A 16,069-nucleotide genomic window follows, 5' to 3' on the forward strand; every position below is an offset into this window, starting at 1 on the left:
ATGAGCGAAAAAAAAATAAAAAACATATTTGTAAATGGCCCAATCGAACCTGCTTTTATAGCCGACAGTATTGCCAAACACAATAGCAAAACAGCTATTGGAGGCCATAGTATTTTTATGGGCCAGGTGAGAAAAGATGAAATTGAAGGCAAATTTGTTGCAGCGATAGCATATACCGCATACGAAGACCTCGCCCTCGAAAAAATGCACCAGATCAGGGAAGAAATCTTCGAAAAATACCCACTCAATTGCATGCATATTTATCATAGTTTGGGAACAGTTAAAACAGGCGAAATCTGCCTTTTTGTTTTCACCTCATCGGCACACCGTAAACCGGCAATGGCGGCCTGTACTGAAGTTGTAGACCGGTTAAAAGCAGAATTACCGATCTGGGGAAAAGAAATATTCGAAGACGAAACCCACCAGTGGAAAGAAAATATCTAATATGGTAAACATCACAAAAAAATCCAACACCTTAAGGATTGCCATTGCAACCGCTACTGTAAGGGTATCGAAGCAAGAAACCATTGATGCTGTTAAGCAACGCAAAATCCCCAAAGGCGATGTATTTGAATTTGCCCGTGCAGCAGGTTTATTCGGCGTAAAAAAAACCAGTGACGTAATTCCCGATTGTCACCCGCTTCCAATTGAATACACGGCCATTACCTACGAAATTGTGGGTTTAACCATCATGATTACAGTAGAAGTACATACCATTTATAAAACAGGTGTAGAAGTCGAAGCCATGCATGGTGCTTCGGTTACGGCTTTAACCATGTACGATATGTTAAAACCGATTGATAAAGGTGTTGAAATAGAAAACATCAGGCTATTAAAAAAATCGGGAGGAAAATCGGATCTAAAAAATGCCAAATTCCCTGAACTAAAAGCGGCAGTTGTAGTTTGTTCAGACTCTGTTTTCGAAAACAAAGCACAGGATAGCGCTGGTAAAGCGATTATTTCGAGATTAGCCCAATGGGACATCAGTGCCGGGAAGTATGAAATCGTACCTGATGAAATCAATATCATTCGGGATAAAGCCAGCGAGTTAAGCAAAGATGGCTACGATTTAATCATTTTTACCGGAGGAACCGGCCTATCCCCCCGCGATGTAACTCCAGAGGCCATTGCTCCTTTAATTGACCGTAATATCGATGGGATTATGGAAACTGCGAGACGTTACGGACAGGAACGCATGCCTTATGCCATGCTTTCGCGTGGCGTAGCTGGTTTTATTGGAGAAACATTGGTGCTTACCTTCCCTGGCTCAAAACGTGCTGTAGAAGAAAGTATGGATGCCTTATTTCCTCAGGTTTTGCATTTATTTAAGGTAATTAAAGGCGAGAAACATTAGTTAGGATAAATCGTCAAAGTAGGTTATAAACCACCGGCTTTAGGATTAGTCAAATCTTTCGCTGTGTCAGTCTGAGCCTGTCAAAGACCTTCAATTTTTGTCAAATCAAAAAATGATTATCCTTCGACAGGCTACCATTGGCGTTATTGCAATTGCTTACCAATAAGATATTAGCGACACTATACATTCCCACCCAGCTAGGCCACAGCACCGTATCCCCGTTCTACTTTAATCCGGCCTAACAAATTTTTCGGATTCCGCAGACCCAGCCACACCACTGACCTCTAAAGAAAAATTTTAAGCCGGCATTTTTTGTTTTTTCATGGGCTTTTATGTTTTTAACGGCATTCAAGCTAGCTACGCTGGTCTTTTTGATGCCAAAAAGAAAGAGCCTTTCGGCGGCGGTGAGCCGAGGCAAGAATGAGCCGCTGGGCAAAAAAGGATATGCTTCATTCATATTGATTTTTATACAATAAATTATCCCTCAGGATGACATCTCTTTTTTAACATATAGGCTGTATACGACTTTCAAAACAAAACCTTTGCCTACATCAACAAATATTAAATCTAAACAGCAAAATGTTTTTTGTGATAAAAAATTAAGTCCTATTTTTGCGGCATGTCGTCTAAATATAAGATTTTATACTTTTTCCAAAATTCTGATACTGCTATTCTAGAAATTCAACGTCTTGGTCTGCCCGACAATGCAGATGCAGAAGCGACCTACCACTGGCTTTACTTTGATAAAATTACAGGCTCATTGATTAAATTATGGTTCAGGTCGATGGATTCTTCTACCGAAATTGAAGAACGTTATTTTGAGCAGGGTTATCTTAAATTCAATAAAACAGAGGCTACATATATTGAAAAACACAATTCTTCGCAACAAAAACTCAATAACATGGGCAATAGACCTATTGGAGATGAAATAAGTGCTTTATTAGAAAATTACCTGAAATAATTAGGATTTAGGCCACTTCTGGCAGTTCTGATTCTAAACCTACTTTACTTAAAGGATAACGAGAGGCGTGGAAATCTTGTAGCGACTTACAAAAACCAGGATACCATTCTTGTTTTTGCATACTTTCTAAAAGTTGTGCACAGGAGAGCACATCCGCATCAGCCTGATGCAGCGCATGGGCAACAAAATTAACCACATCCCAAATGCCTTCCATCATAAAAAACCTAAATGTAGATAGGATTGCAGACCACTGTACTTTTTTGGCTTGTAGCAAAAAGAACCGTGAAACAGGACTACATAAACGTTTAAAGGCCATATAATCCTCTTCAGCACCTGATAAGTTTAAAAGGCCATCCTTATAAGGGAGATTTACAATTTCTGCAGCAATTTTATCACGGCCATGGAAATAAACACTTCCTGCACAGATGGAAGATATCGATATCAGGGATAAATGATCGTAAATTTCGGGATGCATTTTCAACTTTCCATTCCGTACAAATACCAGTCCGCCCTTTTTAGTTGCTCCAACCTTTGTATTCATGGCCGATAAACTTAAGAGCTCAAATTCGCCCGCAAAGTTAAGTGCTGTTACAAACTGTGCTGCAGCCATAAAAGTACCCCGATCAAGAGGTTTGTTGTTTATAACAGGTTCCTGAATTGAAAAAATAGAAAGTTGCAAAAATATTTAATTTGTTTGGTTCCGGCCGACAAGATCGACATTAGCAAAAATAAAAATCCAATTCAGAAAACAGCTATAGCGATAACGTCTAAAGCAGCTCAGATCGGTAATCAGCTAGAAATGAGCAGGAAATTTTTTCAACCTTTTTGTTCAGTAAATGATGTACCCGGTTTCGATGGCGTAATAAAATATAAGGACAAAAAAAAGCAGGACTAAATCCTGCTCAAAATCTTTTGGGGAAAGAATTAAACAACTCTTACTTTCACTGCATTAAGGCCTTTTTTGCCTTCTTGAACTTCGTATTCAACTGTATCATTCTCTCTGATTTCGTCAATCAGGCCTGATGCATGCACAAAAATCTCAGATCCGCTCTCTTCTTTAATAAAGCCAAAGCCTTTTTCTGAGTTAAAAAATTTTACTGTTCCGTTTTTCATTATACTGGATGTTTTTAAATTAAAAACCAAAAATAGGATTAAAACCCAAAAACCAAAATTACTGGCAAACAAAATTGCTAATTGTGCACAAAAAGATTTACAACTGTAAAGATTACGGCTGCCATTTTACAGTCTGAGGTATTAACCACGAGTGTTTACGGGCATTAAAAAGATTTTCCTTGTGTAATGGAAGAATACCAATTAATAGGATGCGACCTTAAGTTCATGCCATCACTCTCAATATGATACAAGATAATGGGCATACTGAAATCGACAAAACGTTCTACCTGTCTGGAAAGTTTACCGAGAAAATCCATGCTCGATATGCCTTCCTTTAAATGAACATAAATTACACTGCCTGTTTTAAACTCAAAGCGTTCTACCACTCCTGGCCACTCTGCTTTTATCCTGGTGAGGAAAGCTTTGATTTTGGTTTCTTCTTTTAGATTTTCCATAAGCTTATCAGGTTTTTTAATATATGCTAATTTAAAAAATTATTCCAAATAAGATTAATTGTAACAGGACCTATACAATTATAGATGTAATTACTGTTGAGGCTAAATGCAATGAAGAATCTTTAATTAATTGCTAAATTCTCCTCCCCTTTATCGTCATTCCCCTGCAGACGGAAACCTAATACTACTTACCAACCAAACACCTTGTCAAAGCATTAAGATCCCCAATCAAGTTGGAATGACAATATATTCTCCTAATTCGTCATTCCCGCGCAGGCGGGAATCTTAATGCCACTCACCAACCTTGTCAAAGCATTAAGATTCCCAGTCCGGCTGGGAATGACGCCACCAATTAACTACTGATTACTTAGCCGAAACGATTTCTATATTTCCATTTTCTAGTCCTTTACCTTTAACATTTAATTGTATCGTCCCACCTTTCTTGTTTGATTGTACCACTACCACCAGTTTTCCGCTGAATAATTTCATAGTTGGTTTTACAAACGATTCCAAAGAAGTAGCATCGCCATTACAAACCGCTTTAAATGTCCCCGCTCCTTTTACTTCAAAGTTTAAAGCATTGGTGGCTGTTGGACAAGGTATACCGTTTTGGTCAACTACCGATACGGTTACAAAAGACAGATCTTTTCCGTCGGCCGTAATCTCTTTTCTATCCGGTGTTAACACAATTTTATAAGGTTTACCCGCTGTAGTTACCTTTTCTTCAGCTACAGGTTTTCCATTGCTGTCAAAAGCTACAACCTTTAAGGTTCCTGGTTCGTATTTTACATCCATCCACATCAACCTGTAGCGGTTCTGTGGTGTTGATTTATCTTTTTTACGTACCCCCAAACTTTTACCATTCAAGAAAAGTTCGGCACTATCATAACTGGTGTAAACAAAAACCGGCGTAGTTTGACCTTCTCTTCCTTCCCAGTTCCAATGTGGCAGTAAATGTAAGGTTGGCGCAGCTTTATTCCAACGGCTTCTGTAGAGGTAATAACGGTCTTTGGGTAAACCTGCCAGATCAGAAATCCCAAAATAAGAACTTCTTGATGGCCAGCTGCTATCATAAGGGGTTGGTTCGCCGAGGTAATCGAAACCTGTCCAAACAAATTCTCCAATTACCCATGGTTTATCGTCCTGCATTACAAAGTCATCGTCAGGTACATTAGACCAGCTACAATATTCAAGATCATAAGAAGAAGACTGAAAATCAGGATATTGTTTATCAAATCCTTTTGCAACCGGAAATTTATATATCCCCCGGGAGCTTACCGTTGATGCTGTTTCAGACCCAAGGATAAAACCCTGCGGAAAAACCTTATTGGCTTCTTCGTAAAGATGTACCCGATAATTTAAGCCTGGAATATCCATTAATGCACCAAAACCCGATTGCATGGTTGCCTTCACCTGATCCATCCCTACGGTAACAGGACGTGTAGGATCTTCGCGGTGGAAAATTTCCTGAAGCCATTTAGCCCTTTTAACACCTTCGGCACCAAACTGATCGGGTACTTCGTTTCCTGAGCTCCACATCACAATACAGGGGTGATTTTTATTGGCCTGTACCAGATTTACAATATCCTTTTCGGCATCGGTATTAAAATATAAATGGTAACCATTTTCTACCTTGGCCTTCGCCCATTCATCGAAACTTTCGGCAAGAAACATGAATCCCATTTCATCGCATAACTCCAACTGTTCGGGTGATGGCATGTTGTGCGAGCTCCTGATGGCATCGCAGCCCATTTCTTTCAAAATCGTTAATTGTCTTCTTAAAGCCGCTGTATTGATAGCAGCCCCAAGCGGGCCAAGATCGTGGTGCAGGCAAACGCCTTTAAATTTTCTTACCTGGCCGTTCAGGCTAAATCCTATACCTGCACTAAAATTGATCGTTCTTATCCCAAATCTTGTTTTCACTACATCTTTCAATACCCCACCCTCATATACGCTCGATACCGAAGTATATAAATAAGGCCTTTCGGGGCTCCAAAGTTTGGGATTGCTGATTTCTATATTTTGATCGGTTTCATTTCCAAAGATCGATTTCGCTGTATCAATTGCCACCTGCTTACCTAAGCTATCTAAAATCTGCGTAACCAAACGAACACCTTTATCTGTTAATTTGGTTTTGATATTCACTTTGGCAAATTCTTTCTTTACTATTGGGGTCGTTACTGTGATCCCCCATTGTTCGATGCTTTTTTCAGCTTTGATGATTAAATGCACATTCCGGTATAAACCTGCTCCAGGGTACCAACGAGAAGATTTCGGCATATTTTTAAGATGGATAGCCAATAAATTACCGGTCGTTTTTAAGTCGTTAGTAATGTCGATATAAAAGTAATTGTAGCCATAATTCCATTGTGCAACCTGTTTCCCGTTCAGGTACACACGAGGTTCGCTCATGGCGCCATCTATCTGAAGCAACACTTTCTGGTTTGGTTTAAGCGCTGGGAGATTCAGTTTTTTCCGGTACCAGCCTTCTCCAATATAAGGTAAGGCTCCTGTTCTGCCCGTTTTTTCAGTGGCCTTGCTTTCGCCGTTCTGAGTGATGGCGGTTACCTGTTTGTCTATTTCCTTATCAAAAGGTCCGCTAATGGCCCAATCGTGCGGAACAGAAACATTTTCCCAGCGGGTATCATTAAAAGTGACTTCGGCAGCATTCGGGAAATTTCCTTTTGAGAATTTCCAGCCTTCATCTAAGAGGATTTCGGTTCTTTGCGCAGCAGCATTTAAATAAAAAATACCCACTAAAAAAAGTGGTAATAATATTTTTTTCATCAGAGATTATTTAGGATAAATTCGACAGCAATATAACTTCTTTTTAAGTTAACACCATATCAAATTATTCCCAGCTTTCAGTTGTTTTAAATTGATTGCAGCTTTGCAGAACTAAGTAAGGATGCCGAAGTAGAATATCAGCAATATCTTTTGGATTGTCATTTTCAGAACAAGACTATTAAAGTAAAAAAGCCCTTCAATCCTGAGAGGGCTTTTTCATAGTCGTCTATCCCTATAAGTAGGAAGTTCAAAACTAATTAATGCCTTTAATATTTTTAGGGGTTGAATAAACTGAACAGAAAAATTTTTCATGTTAATTCATTCTTAGTTTTGTCGGCTTTGCATGCCCTTAAAAGACTATAATGAACTATTACTCTATCCCTTTTGCATTCGTTGGAATAACGTACAGCGATTTTGAAGCCGTAATAAAAAGCATGTTTTTGTCTTTTCCACCAAAACAAATATTACCGCACCACTCTTCGGGAATATCAATATGGCCGATTTTTTCGCCAGTAGGCTTGTAAATATTCACTCCTTTTCCGGTTACATAAATATTTCCATTACTGTCTAAAGTCATTCCATCAGAATGCTGGTTAAGGAAAATTTGCTTATCCGTTAACCTCGCATCAGCACCAATACGATAACGATAAGTTTTATTGGCATTCATATCGGCCACATACAAAAATTTACCATCCGGAGTACCTACAATACCGTTAGGCTTGATAATATCGTCCGTCGCGATAATGGCTTCCTTTTTCCCTTTCGGAAGATAATATACTTTTTGACCTTGAATCTCAGGCGATTTCCTGATCCAGTAATCGCGCTGATAATAAGGGTCAGTAAAATAAATGCCTCCTTTAGCATCCAACCAGATATCGTTTGGCCCGTTTACCTTTTTGCCTTCATAATCGCTGAAGAGCACTTTTATCTTTTTGTTTTTATCGATAGACCAGATCTGATTATTCTCGTCGGCACAAACAATCAGGTTACCTTTTTTATCGAAATAAGTACCGTTTGCCCTTCCCGATTTGTCCATATACAGGCTCAGTTTGCCATCAATACCATATTTCCAGATTTTATCATTAGGCTGATCAGTAAAAAACACGTTTCCCTGTTTATCAACTGATGCACCTTCTGTAAACTTAAATTGTGAAGAAATCAACTTTAAACTATCCTGAACAAAAAGGTTTTGCCCTTTGCTTTGCGCAAAGGAGATGGTGCTTAAGGCCGAAAGCGCCAAAAAGAAGAAATATTTTCTCATTTGTATTTTTTTTTACCTGATAGGTTTATAAAGATATCAACTTACCCTTTTCCCTTTCAGTAACATATTTAATGCATCGTTCAGCGTTCCGGCTTTTTGCACTTCGCCTTCATTTACAAAATAAATTTCGTCAGCGTTTTCGATGGTGTTTAAACGGTGCGCAATAATAACAAGCGTGGTTTCTTTCGACAGTTTATTTAAAATGCTACCTAAAAGTTGTTCAGTAATGGTATCGATGTTGGCTGTAGCTTCATCAAGGATTAACAGTTCAGGATTTCTTAACACCGCACGCATAAAGGCAATCAACTGTTTCTGACCCAAACTTATACTGTCAGATCCTGAAGTAATCTGTGTATTCAGCCCTTCGTCAAATATGGCTAAAAGTGCATTTAAGTTGGCTTCTTCAATTATTTTCTCTAGCTGCGCATCACTTACGTCCTTATATTGACTATTGCCATACAAAATATTCTCTTTTACCGTTCCGGTAAATAAAAATGGTTCCTGTAAAATGAATCCGATTTTTTGTGTTCTTTCCTCAGCAGAAAATGAACGGATATCTTTACCGTTTAATAAAACCGTTCCTTTAGTGGCATCATACAAACGCGAAATTAAAGAAGCAGTAGTGGTCTTTCCTCCTCCGGTTGGACCAATCAAAGCATAAGTTTTTCCTTTTTCGAACCTGAGGTTAATGTTATGGAGGATTTCTTTACTGTCGTCATAAGAGAAATGCACATTTTTAAACTCAAGCAAAGCATCAGAAGTGATATTTCCGTCAACTTTAACCTGTTTTAGGTCACTCTCTAATGATAAGATCTGCGATATCCTGTCCCAACTGGCCATAGCCACCTGAAAACTTGTCCAAAGGGCAGCCAATTGCCTTAGCGGATTATAAAAATTGGTGGTATAAGCAATATAACTCACCAATAAACCCAATGTAAAGTTGCCAGTGGAAATCAGGTAAATACCGAATAATAAGGTGATCAGCTGTGCAATGCTCGATAACAAACCGTAAACCGGCACAAAAATATTATTGGCTAAACCCGCACCTATGGCTGTTTTATAGTTTTCGGTATTGGCTTCATTAAAACGTTTCCTAAAATAATCCCTGCGGTTAAATGCAATAATCACTTTAAAGTTGTTGAGGCTTTCCTGTATTTCGGCACTCATTCCGCCAACACTTTTTAAGTTTTTGGCATTTTTTCCTTTTACCCAGGGTGATAAAGCCATCGTAAAAAGAACGATCACCACCGCAGGCGAAAGTGTTGCGGCGCCTAGTTCTAAATTAATCGAAAGCAAGAAAATACCGGCACCGATCATGGTTACAATACTGCCTATAAACTGCATTAACGACTGTGAGAAAAACTGGTTCAGCTTATCGGTATCATTATTCACCCTCGAAATCAGATCACCAGCTTTGTTCTGATTAAAAAATGAAACCGGTAACTCCTGCAGTTTATTAAAAATGGCATTACGCAAAGTGTATAACATCCGCTGGCCTACTCCACCCATCAACCTGGTTTGGGTGTAACCGGTAACCATAGCAATCATATACATCACTAACAGTATACCACCAAAAATAAGCACACCATGAAACTGTTTGGTGCGGATATAGGTATCAACCGTGTGGCCTACCAATAATGGTCCCAAAAGCAACAGACCTGAGTTAACCAAAATGGCAATCAGCGCCAGCCAAAGGTTCTTACGTTCAGCCGAGATCAGTTTTAGCAGGCTTTTCAGCGCCTTCAAAGTAGATTGCTTTTCCTGCCTGGTGTTAAGCTGGTTAAGATTGTAGTTCATAATTACTGGTGCTCTGTTGTGAATTGTAAATCTGAACATATTCAGGACTGCTTTTTAGCAATTCCTGATGGGTTCCTTCTGCAATGATTTCGCCCTGCATCAGCAAGATCACTTTATCGTAATGTTCAACAGAAGCTATTTTTTGTGTAATGGAAAGTAAAGTTAAACCAGGATAATTTTGTTGGATGTTCTCCAAAATCCTTTTCTCGGTATTGGTATCAACACGGGCTGTAAAATCATCAAGCAATAAGATCTTCGGATTCACCGCTAAAGCCCTGGCCAGCATAATCCGTTGTTTTTGTCCACCCGAAAGGCTGTTTCCACGTTCTGAAACGATAGTATTCAATTGATCAGGTAAGGCATCTACAAAATCTTTAAGTTCGGCAGTAGCTATTGCTTTAGCAAGCGATTCATCTGTAACGGTGTCGCTAAAGGCAATATTTTCCCTGATGCTCATGTTGAACATAATGCTGTCCTGAAATACGAAGCCAACCTGTTGGTGAAAATTCTCCTGGTTGTACTTTTTAATTTCTTGGTTATCGAACAGCACCGCACCAGAATCTGCTTCAATAAGACCTGTTAAAATATAAAGTAATTGTGTTTTACCTGCAGCTGTAGGGCCGATAATGGCCGTTTTAGAACCTGCTTTAGCCGAAAATGAAACCGATTTTAAAACTGGTTTTTGCCCGAAACTCAAATTAAGATCTTTCGCTTCTACTTCCCCTCGTAATTGTGTGCTTAGCGTACCTGGATGTTTGATCTCAGCAGCATTCAGCACGCTTTCTATCCTTTGGTAAGATGCCGTAGCCTGCGCAATTACATTGCTCATAAAACCGATTACCAAAATGGGAAATATAATGAGGGTGAGGTAACTGCTAAAAGCGGTAAATTCGCCCAGGGTCATCGAATTGGTAATTACAAAGTGACCACCCAGTACCAGAATGCACAAACCGGATAAATTGGCTGTAAAAACAATAACCGGTATCAGTGCGGCAAACATACGGAGAATAGAAATTCCTAAATCTCTCGCTTTGGCATTCGCATCTATAAATTTATTGTATTCTAAAGCTTGCGAATTAATTACCCGGATTAAAGCCGAGCCTAAAATACTTTCGCTGATTACTTTGTTCAGCCAATCGATCACTTCCCTGCTCTTTTTGAAAAGTACTTTTACCTTGCTTAACACATAGAAAAATGCGCCACCGATTATCGGCACAATAGCAATCACACAAAGTGCCAGTTTCCAGTTAATCATCAGAAGGAGAATACTTGCCCCAACGATTAAAAAAATAGACGAGCAGATAGAAACGATAGCCTGCGAAACAAACATTTTAATCGAATCGGCATCAGCCGTAAGATTGGTCAGCAGTTTTGAGGGATTAGCCTGAATAATATAGGCATGGCTCTGTCGCGAAATCTGATCAGACAACCTTGTTCTTAAGTCTCTTGCCACACGTTCAGAAGCATAGGTTTGTACGATACTCTGCAAATAAGTAAAGATAAAAACCAGTACAATAGCCAGTGAAAACTGAAGAAGAATGGATTGAAGGTTGAAAGTTTTGTTGGTATAAGAATCGATACCATTGGCAATAATCTTCGGTAAGAGTAAGTTGATACCATTACTGAGCAACGCAAACAGGATCAGCATAAAAATTAAGCCCCTGTAGTTTCCAAGTAAACTGAAAATACTCGGCTTTTTGGCTTCTTTGGTTTTTTCCATATCAATGAAGATACCTTAAATTGTAGGCTCCAAATTTAACCCAAAGAAATGATTAAATAGCTAAATAATTAATTAGAGAATGATTGAATTTTGAGTGAGAGAATGTTTGGGATTTTTATTAAATCTTTCCTTCCTTACATCCACTCATTTTATCATTCAATCACTCTCTCATTCAATCATTAACTTTCTTATTTACTTTCTTTCAAAACCATATCAATGGTAATGGCCGTGGCCACAATTGCAACTTTCTGATTGCTTTCTGCATAACTGGGATCGATAGACACATTGTATTTATCGGCAGTGGTGAAAACCTCTTTCAAAGCACCAGCCCACTTTTTATTTATTTTACCCATTTCAGCACCTGCATTATTGGTGATGCTAAAGTTCCAGGCTTTCCAATCGCCGGAGATTTTTGCGATCTCTTCTCCAGATGTTGGACTCGAAATGGTAAAAGTAGGCTTGAAGAATTTAAATTTTTGTTTAATAATGCCCACTTCAACACCAAGTGGATCGGTCACAATAATTTTCGACATCCAGAAGGTCCATCCTCTTGTAATGGTGGCCTGCAACTGGTCGTTAATATCGGTAATTTCTAATTTAAAAGGCATCATTCGCTTATCAACCAATAAGGTTAAAGCCTTTTGCCAGCCAGAAATACGCTGCTTAATAATCCCGATCTGGGCACCCTGATCGTTATAAACTTTGTACTCGTTCGCAAACTTTAAGAAGTTTACTTTCTCATCAATAAAATACTCATCGCTTAAAAAAAATGGAGGAATCTGCTTGTTCATATTGTAGTTTTAATATTAGATAAGCCGCTAAAATATATATTTTTTTTCATTGCGGGTTCAAGTAGCTGTGAGAGATCGTCATTGCGAGAAGGCTTTTTCAGCCGACGAAGCAATCTTTATGGCAAGGATCACTGGCATGAAAGATTGCTTCGTCGTTCCTCCTCGCAATGACGACCTTTCTTTAGGAATCTGTCAATTGTAACCATGTGAAGGGCAAATAAGGTTATTTTTTTCATCGCAAATGCACACGGATATTAAGATCTGTGCGCATCCTTTTTAGCTGCGGTTAAAATTACTCCAACAGATTTAAAACCAATTTGCAACGAAACATTGCTACCTTTGCAGCAAAAGCCATTGAAGAAAATGGTTAAACCCAAAACACATGATTGAAATAGGAAAATACAACGAGTTAAGGATTTTAAGCAAAACAGAAGCTGGATTAAACTTAACCGATGGCGATAAACTGGTCATCCTGCCTTACCAATACGTTCCGAATGGCGTAGAAATTGGCGATAACATTACCGTTTTTGTTTTTGTACAAAAAGATGGCCGCTTAACCGGAACTACCCAGAAAGCATATGCCGAAGTGGGTGATTTTGCTTTTTTGAAGGTGGTTTCTGATGGTGATGATGGCGTTTTTATGGATCTTGGTATCGATAAAGATGTGTATGTACCAGACCGTGAGCAAAAAAGGCCGATGCAAAAAGGCTATAAATATGTGGTTTACCTATATTTAGATGAAAGCAACGACCGCCTGTTGGCCTCTTCTAAACTGTATGATTTTGTTGAAGAAGATGGTTTCGATTTTGAAGAGGGCGACGAAGTAAGCTTATTGATTACCGAAGAAACCGATCTTGGTTTTAACGCCATTATCAACAATACTTATATCGGTTTGCTTTATAATAATGAGGTTTTCGATAATATCCAACCGGGCGAAATGCGCAAAGGCTGGATCAAGAAAATCCGGGTGGAGGGTAAGATCGATTTAACCTTACAGCCAAGTGGTTACGGCCATATTCTCGATTCGAAAGAGATGATGTTGAAAGAGCTAAAAAAGAGTGGTGGTGTTATTGAACTGGGCGATAAAAGTTCTCCCGAAGATATTTATCACCGCTTCCAGATCAGTAAAAGTGCCTTCAAAAAAACCATTGGCTCACTATATAAGGAGCGTTTAATCGTACTTTCTGATGATTCGATCAGATTAATTACAGACGACGAAGCAGAATAAAAGCATCAGCCACGGAAACACAGATTAACACGGAATAGTTTTTCGCCATTTCCGTGCTTCCGTGGCAAAAAATAACCAAAACTTCCCACCATAGGCTGCGACTAATCATGTTTCTTTAAGCGTTTTGTCATCCTGTCCAAAGGACTCCTTTGAAGAGCGTAGTCGAAGGACCTCCACAATGGTGAGGCGAATTGATTTCCGTGTCTCCGTGGCAAAACTTAATTCAAATTAAACTTCTCGCTCTGAATTTTCACTGCATTCGAAGCCGAAACAATAGCTACGATCATAATTCCGATCACAATAGCCAAAATAACCTGCAGGGTAGAATATACCTTTGTTCCGGAAACGAAGATCTTTGAACCTTTAATCAGATCATTGCCCACTTTAGATTGTATTTTAATCAAGGCCGAAAGCTTAACCAGTGTTTCATCAATAGCATTTTTTCCCATCGACTCATAAATTATTCTTCCTTCAGTACCTGCCATGTTTATTATTTTCGCCTCCAATCCCTGTTGAACAGTTAATGCTTTTTTAAGATCGTGTAAAAAATTTCTCTCCTGTTTTACCAATAAAGTAAGTTCATATTTATTGATTATCGAATCTATTTTACGATTGTGTTTATTCATTTTTACTATACCGATTGAAGGCTGAACAGTACCATCCCTGAATAATATTTCCTGAAGAATCTTGTTTTTATGGTACAGGTTTTCGGCAATAAAATATAAATCTGTGGCCGGAACAAGTCTGTCGTTGTACATTGAAATGAAAGATTCGTTAATCTTCTCTACACTTTTATCTTCCAAAAAACGGATCAACAAGGTGCAGCACATGATGCAGAAAAGCAAAAAAGCTATTTTTAGCTTGTTTTTAAGACTAAAGGCAAATTTCATATATAATCTGGTTAATATGTTCAACACAAAGGCGCAAAGTACACCAAGATAATTCAATCAGAGAGATCTTTCTAATCTGTGTAATCCTTAAATCTGTGTAATCACCTTCCTCTAAAAGTAGTCTTCCTGCGCGGTCTTCGCGAAAAGCTGAGGCGCAAAATTGACTAAATATAACTCTTTTTTTGCTCGCGTTACAGCAGTATATAACCAGCGGAGAAAATCGAGATCAATCATTTCTTCAGTAAGATAACCCTGATCAGCAAAAACGGCATCCCACTGTCCGCCCTGTGCTTTATGGCAGGTTACCGCATAAGCAAATTTAATTTGCAGGGCGTTGTAAAAAGGATCTGCTTTAATGGCCAACATCCGTTGCCGTTTATTGGCAATGTGCTCATAATCTTCATTGAGCCCGTCAAAAAGCTTTTTATTCTGCTCATATGGCAGATTAGCGCTTTCTAAATTGAGCGTATCCAACATTACTTTGCAACTAATCTGCCCTGCAGCGGGGAAATCCATAAACTCTAAAGTGGCATCGGCAAAACGGAATCCATAACGTTCTTCTTCCCCCCTCACGCGAATCACCTTTGCCATATCGCCATTGGCAATAAAAGCAGTATCCTCGTTTTCTGGTAGCCAGAAATAATTGTTCCGCACCACCATAATCTGATCGCCGCCCGTTAACTCTTCCTCGCGGTACAACAACCTGGCTCTAATCTGCTGATTATACACATTCGCCGATTTATTGGAACGGCAAACCACCAGGGTATTTTCCATGCCGAATTTACGGTAAGCATATTCCAGCCCTTCAACCAAACGCGCCCCGGGCATATTGTAAATATCGGTATAACTTTTAGTCAGGAATTTAGGCATCGGATTTTCAGGATTTTTAGCAATCTGATTTCTCAACATCGTGGCATTGGCCAAAATACCCGATTTCTTCCCTTGCCTAACTACTTCCTTTAACTCAACAGACGACACGGTTAATGCAAATTTATCTTTGAGGTATTGCTCGTTCAATGCCGGACTATCTAAACTCCCCACAGGAGGTAGCTGGGCCGTATCGCCCACAAAAAGCAAAAAGCAGTTTTTGGTATTGTACACAAACTCCAACAGATCTCTTAATATTGAAGAGCCTGTTTCATTAAATTCATCGGCAATCATCGAGGCCTCGTCGATAATAAACAACGTATTTTCCGAGAGATTAGGTGCCAATTGAAACTGCATTTCGGGCGATGCCGCCGAGCGCTTGCGGTAGATGCGTTTATGTATGGTTAATGCTTTTCGGTATGAATACTGGCTCATTACTTTCGCTGCCCTTCCCGTTGGCGCAAGCAGTTCACTACGCAGATTAAATTGTTTCAAAACCTTCACCAAAGCGGCTACAGAGGTGGTTTTACCCGTACCAGCGTAACCTTTAAGCACAAAACAGCGGTACTCGTCGTCCTGTTGCAAAAACACCGACATCCGCTCGCAAAAAAGCAATTGCTCCTTGGTTGGTGTATGTTCGTATGCTGAAGCTATAAGCTGACTTTTATCGAGTATCATTTCTAATGGTTAATTGTTTTAAACGGTTAATCGGTTAACTGTTTAGTGTGCGTGAAATGTACCTGAGCTTTTAGCACAGGCCTATTTAACTAAACCGTATTGAAGCGGTATCTCCCGATCTAATGAACATTTGTTTTTCTCCAAAGGTTTGATCGGGAATTTAGCGG

General features: G+C 39.2%; 15 protein-coding genes. 4 read left to right on the forward strand and 11 right to left on the reverse strand.

Annotated elements, in window-relative coordinates; translation table 11 throughout:
* Window positions 1–444: a molybdenum cofactor biosynthesis protein MoaE gene (locus LQ201_RS21010; RefSeq protein ID WP_230145221.1), complete on the forward strand. Its 444-nt coding sequence runs from the start codon at window positions 1–3 to the stop codon at window positions 442–444.
* A gap of 1 nt (window position 445) precedes the next feature.
* A complete protein-coding gene (gene moaCB, locus LQ201_RS21015) occupies window positions 446–1,354 on the forward strand; it encodes a bifunctional molybdenum cofactor biosynthesis protein MoaC/MoaB (protein ID WP_230145220.1) in 909 nt (302 codons plus the stop codon).
* 238 nt (window positions 1,355–1,592) lie between these two features.
* Here moaCB and LQ201_RS21020 read toward each other — a convergent pair whose 3' ends face one another.
* A complete protein-coding gene (locus LQ201_RS21020) occupies window positions 1,593–1,811 on the reverse strand; it encodes a hypothetical protein (protein ID WP_230145219.1) in 219 nt (72 codons plus the stop codon).
* Between the two features lie 162 nt (window positions 1,812–1,973).
* Here LQ201_RS21020 and LQ201_RS21025 point away from each other — a divergent pair, with 162 nt between their 5' ends.
* On the forward strand, window positions 1,974–2,315 hold the full coding sequence (locus LQ201_RS21025; RefSeq protein WP_230145218.1) for a hypothetical protein: 342 nt from the start codon (window positions 1,974–1,976) through the stop codon (window positions 2,313–2,315).
* Between the two features lie 7 nt (window positions 2,316–2,322).
* Here LQ201_RS21025 and LQ201_RS21030 read toward each other — a convergent pair whose 3' ends face one another.
* The 8 genes from LQ201_RS21030 to LQ201_RS21065 all read right to left on the reverse strand — a co-directional run bounded on the left by LQ201_RS21030 (window position 2,323) and on the right by LQ201_RS21065 (window position 12,239).
* Window positions 2,323–2,994, reverse strand: coding sequence for a hypothetical protein (locus LQ201_RS21030; RefSeq protein ID WP_230145217.1), 672 nt, complete (start codon window positions 2,992–2,994; stop codon window positions 2,323–2,325).
* Between the two features lie 245 nt (window positions 2,995–3,239).
* Window positions 3,240–3,428: a cold-shock protein gene (locus LQ201_RS21035; RefSeq protein ID WP_025142821.1), complete on the reverse strand. Its 189-nt coding sequence runs from the start codon at window positions 3,426–3,428 to the stop codon at window positions 3,240–3,242.
* Between the two features lie 164 nt (window positions 3,429–3,592).
* Entirely contained in the window at window positions 3,593–3,883 is a 291-nt protein-coding gene (locus tag LQ201_RS21040; protein ID WP_057933358.1) for a hypothetical protein, read from the reverse strand.
* Window positions 3,884–4,246: 363 nt separating this feature from the next.
* Window positions 4,247–6,670 (reverse strand): DUF4982 domain-containing protein, encoded by a 2,424-nt coding sequence (locus LQ201_RS21045; RefSeq protein WP_230145216.1) that lies wholly within the window; start codon window positions 6,668–6,670, stop codon window positions 4,247–4,249.
* Window positions 6,671–7,040: 370 nt separating this feature from the next.
* Complete coding sequence (locus LQ201_RS21050; RefSeq protein WP_230145215.1) at window positions 7,041–7,931, reverse strand: SMP-30/gluconolactonase/LRE family protein; 891 nt, start codon at window positions 7,929–7,931, stop codon at window positions 7,041–7,043.
* 36 nt (window positions 7,932–7,967) lie between these two features.
* Window positions 7,968–9,767, reverse strand: coding sequence for an ABC transporter ATP-binding protein (locus tag LQ201_RS21055; RefSeq protein WP_230146688.1), 1,800 nt, complete (start codon window positions 9,765–9,767; stop codon window positions 7,968–7,970).
* Window positions 9,712–11,448: an ABC transporter ATP-binding protein gene (locus LQ201_RS21060; RefSeq protein WP_230145213.1), complete on the reverse strand. Its 1,737-nt coding sequence runs from the start codon at window positions 11,446–11,448 to the stop codon at window positions 9,712–9,714. The genes LQ201_RS21055 and LQ201_RS21060 overlap by 56 nt, the downstream gene beginning before the upstream one ends.
* A gap of 188 nt (window positions 11,449–11,636) precedes the next feature.
* Window positions 11,637–12,239, reverse strand: coding sequence for an LURP-one-related/scramblase family protein (locus LQ201_RS21065; protein ID WP_230145212.1), 603 nt, complete (start codon window positions 12,237–12,239; stop codon window positions 11,637–11,639).
* A 382-nt stretch (window positions 12,240–12,621) separates the two neighbouring features.
* On the opposite strand from LQ201_RS21065, the gene LQ201_RS21070 reads away from it, so the two are divergent.
* Window positions 12,622–13,467 (forward strand): S1 RNA-binding domain-containing protein, encoded by an 846-nt coding sequence (locus tag LQ201_RS21070; protein WP_116250690.1) that lies wholly within the window; start codon window positions 12,622–12,624, stop codon window positions 13,465–13,467.
* 218 nt (window positions 13,468–13,685) lie between these two features.
* Here LQ201_RS21070 and LQ201_RS21075 read toward each other — a convergent pair whose 3' ends face one another.
* Together LQ201_RS21075 and LQ201_RS21080 are read right to left on the reverse strand one after the other, a co-directional pair.
* Window positions 13,686–14,357 carry an MCP four helix bundle domain-containing protein gene (locus LQ201_RS21075; protein ID WP_230145211.1) on the reverse strand — a complete coding sequence of 224 codons (672 nt, stop codon included), beginning with the start codon at window positions 14,355–14,357 and terminating at the stop codon, window positions 13,686–13,688.
* Window positions 14,358–14,468: 111 nt separating this feature from the next.
* Complete coding sequence (locus LQ201_RS21080; protein WP_230145210.1) at window positions 14,469–15,902, reverse strand: ATP-dependent RecD-like DNA helicase; 1,434 nt, start codon at window positions 15,900–15,902, stop codon at window positions 14,469–14,471.
* Window positions 15,903–16,069: the final 167 nt, after the last annotated feature.

The sequence above is a fragment of the Pedobacter sp. Bi126 genome (assembly GCF_918698245.1).
Taxonomy (GTDB): Bacteria; Bacteroidota; Bacteroidia; order Sphingobacteriales; family Sphingobacteriaceae; genus Pedobacter.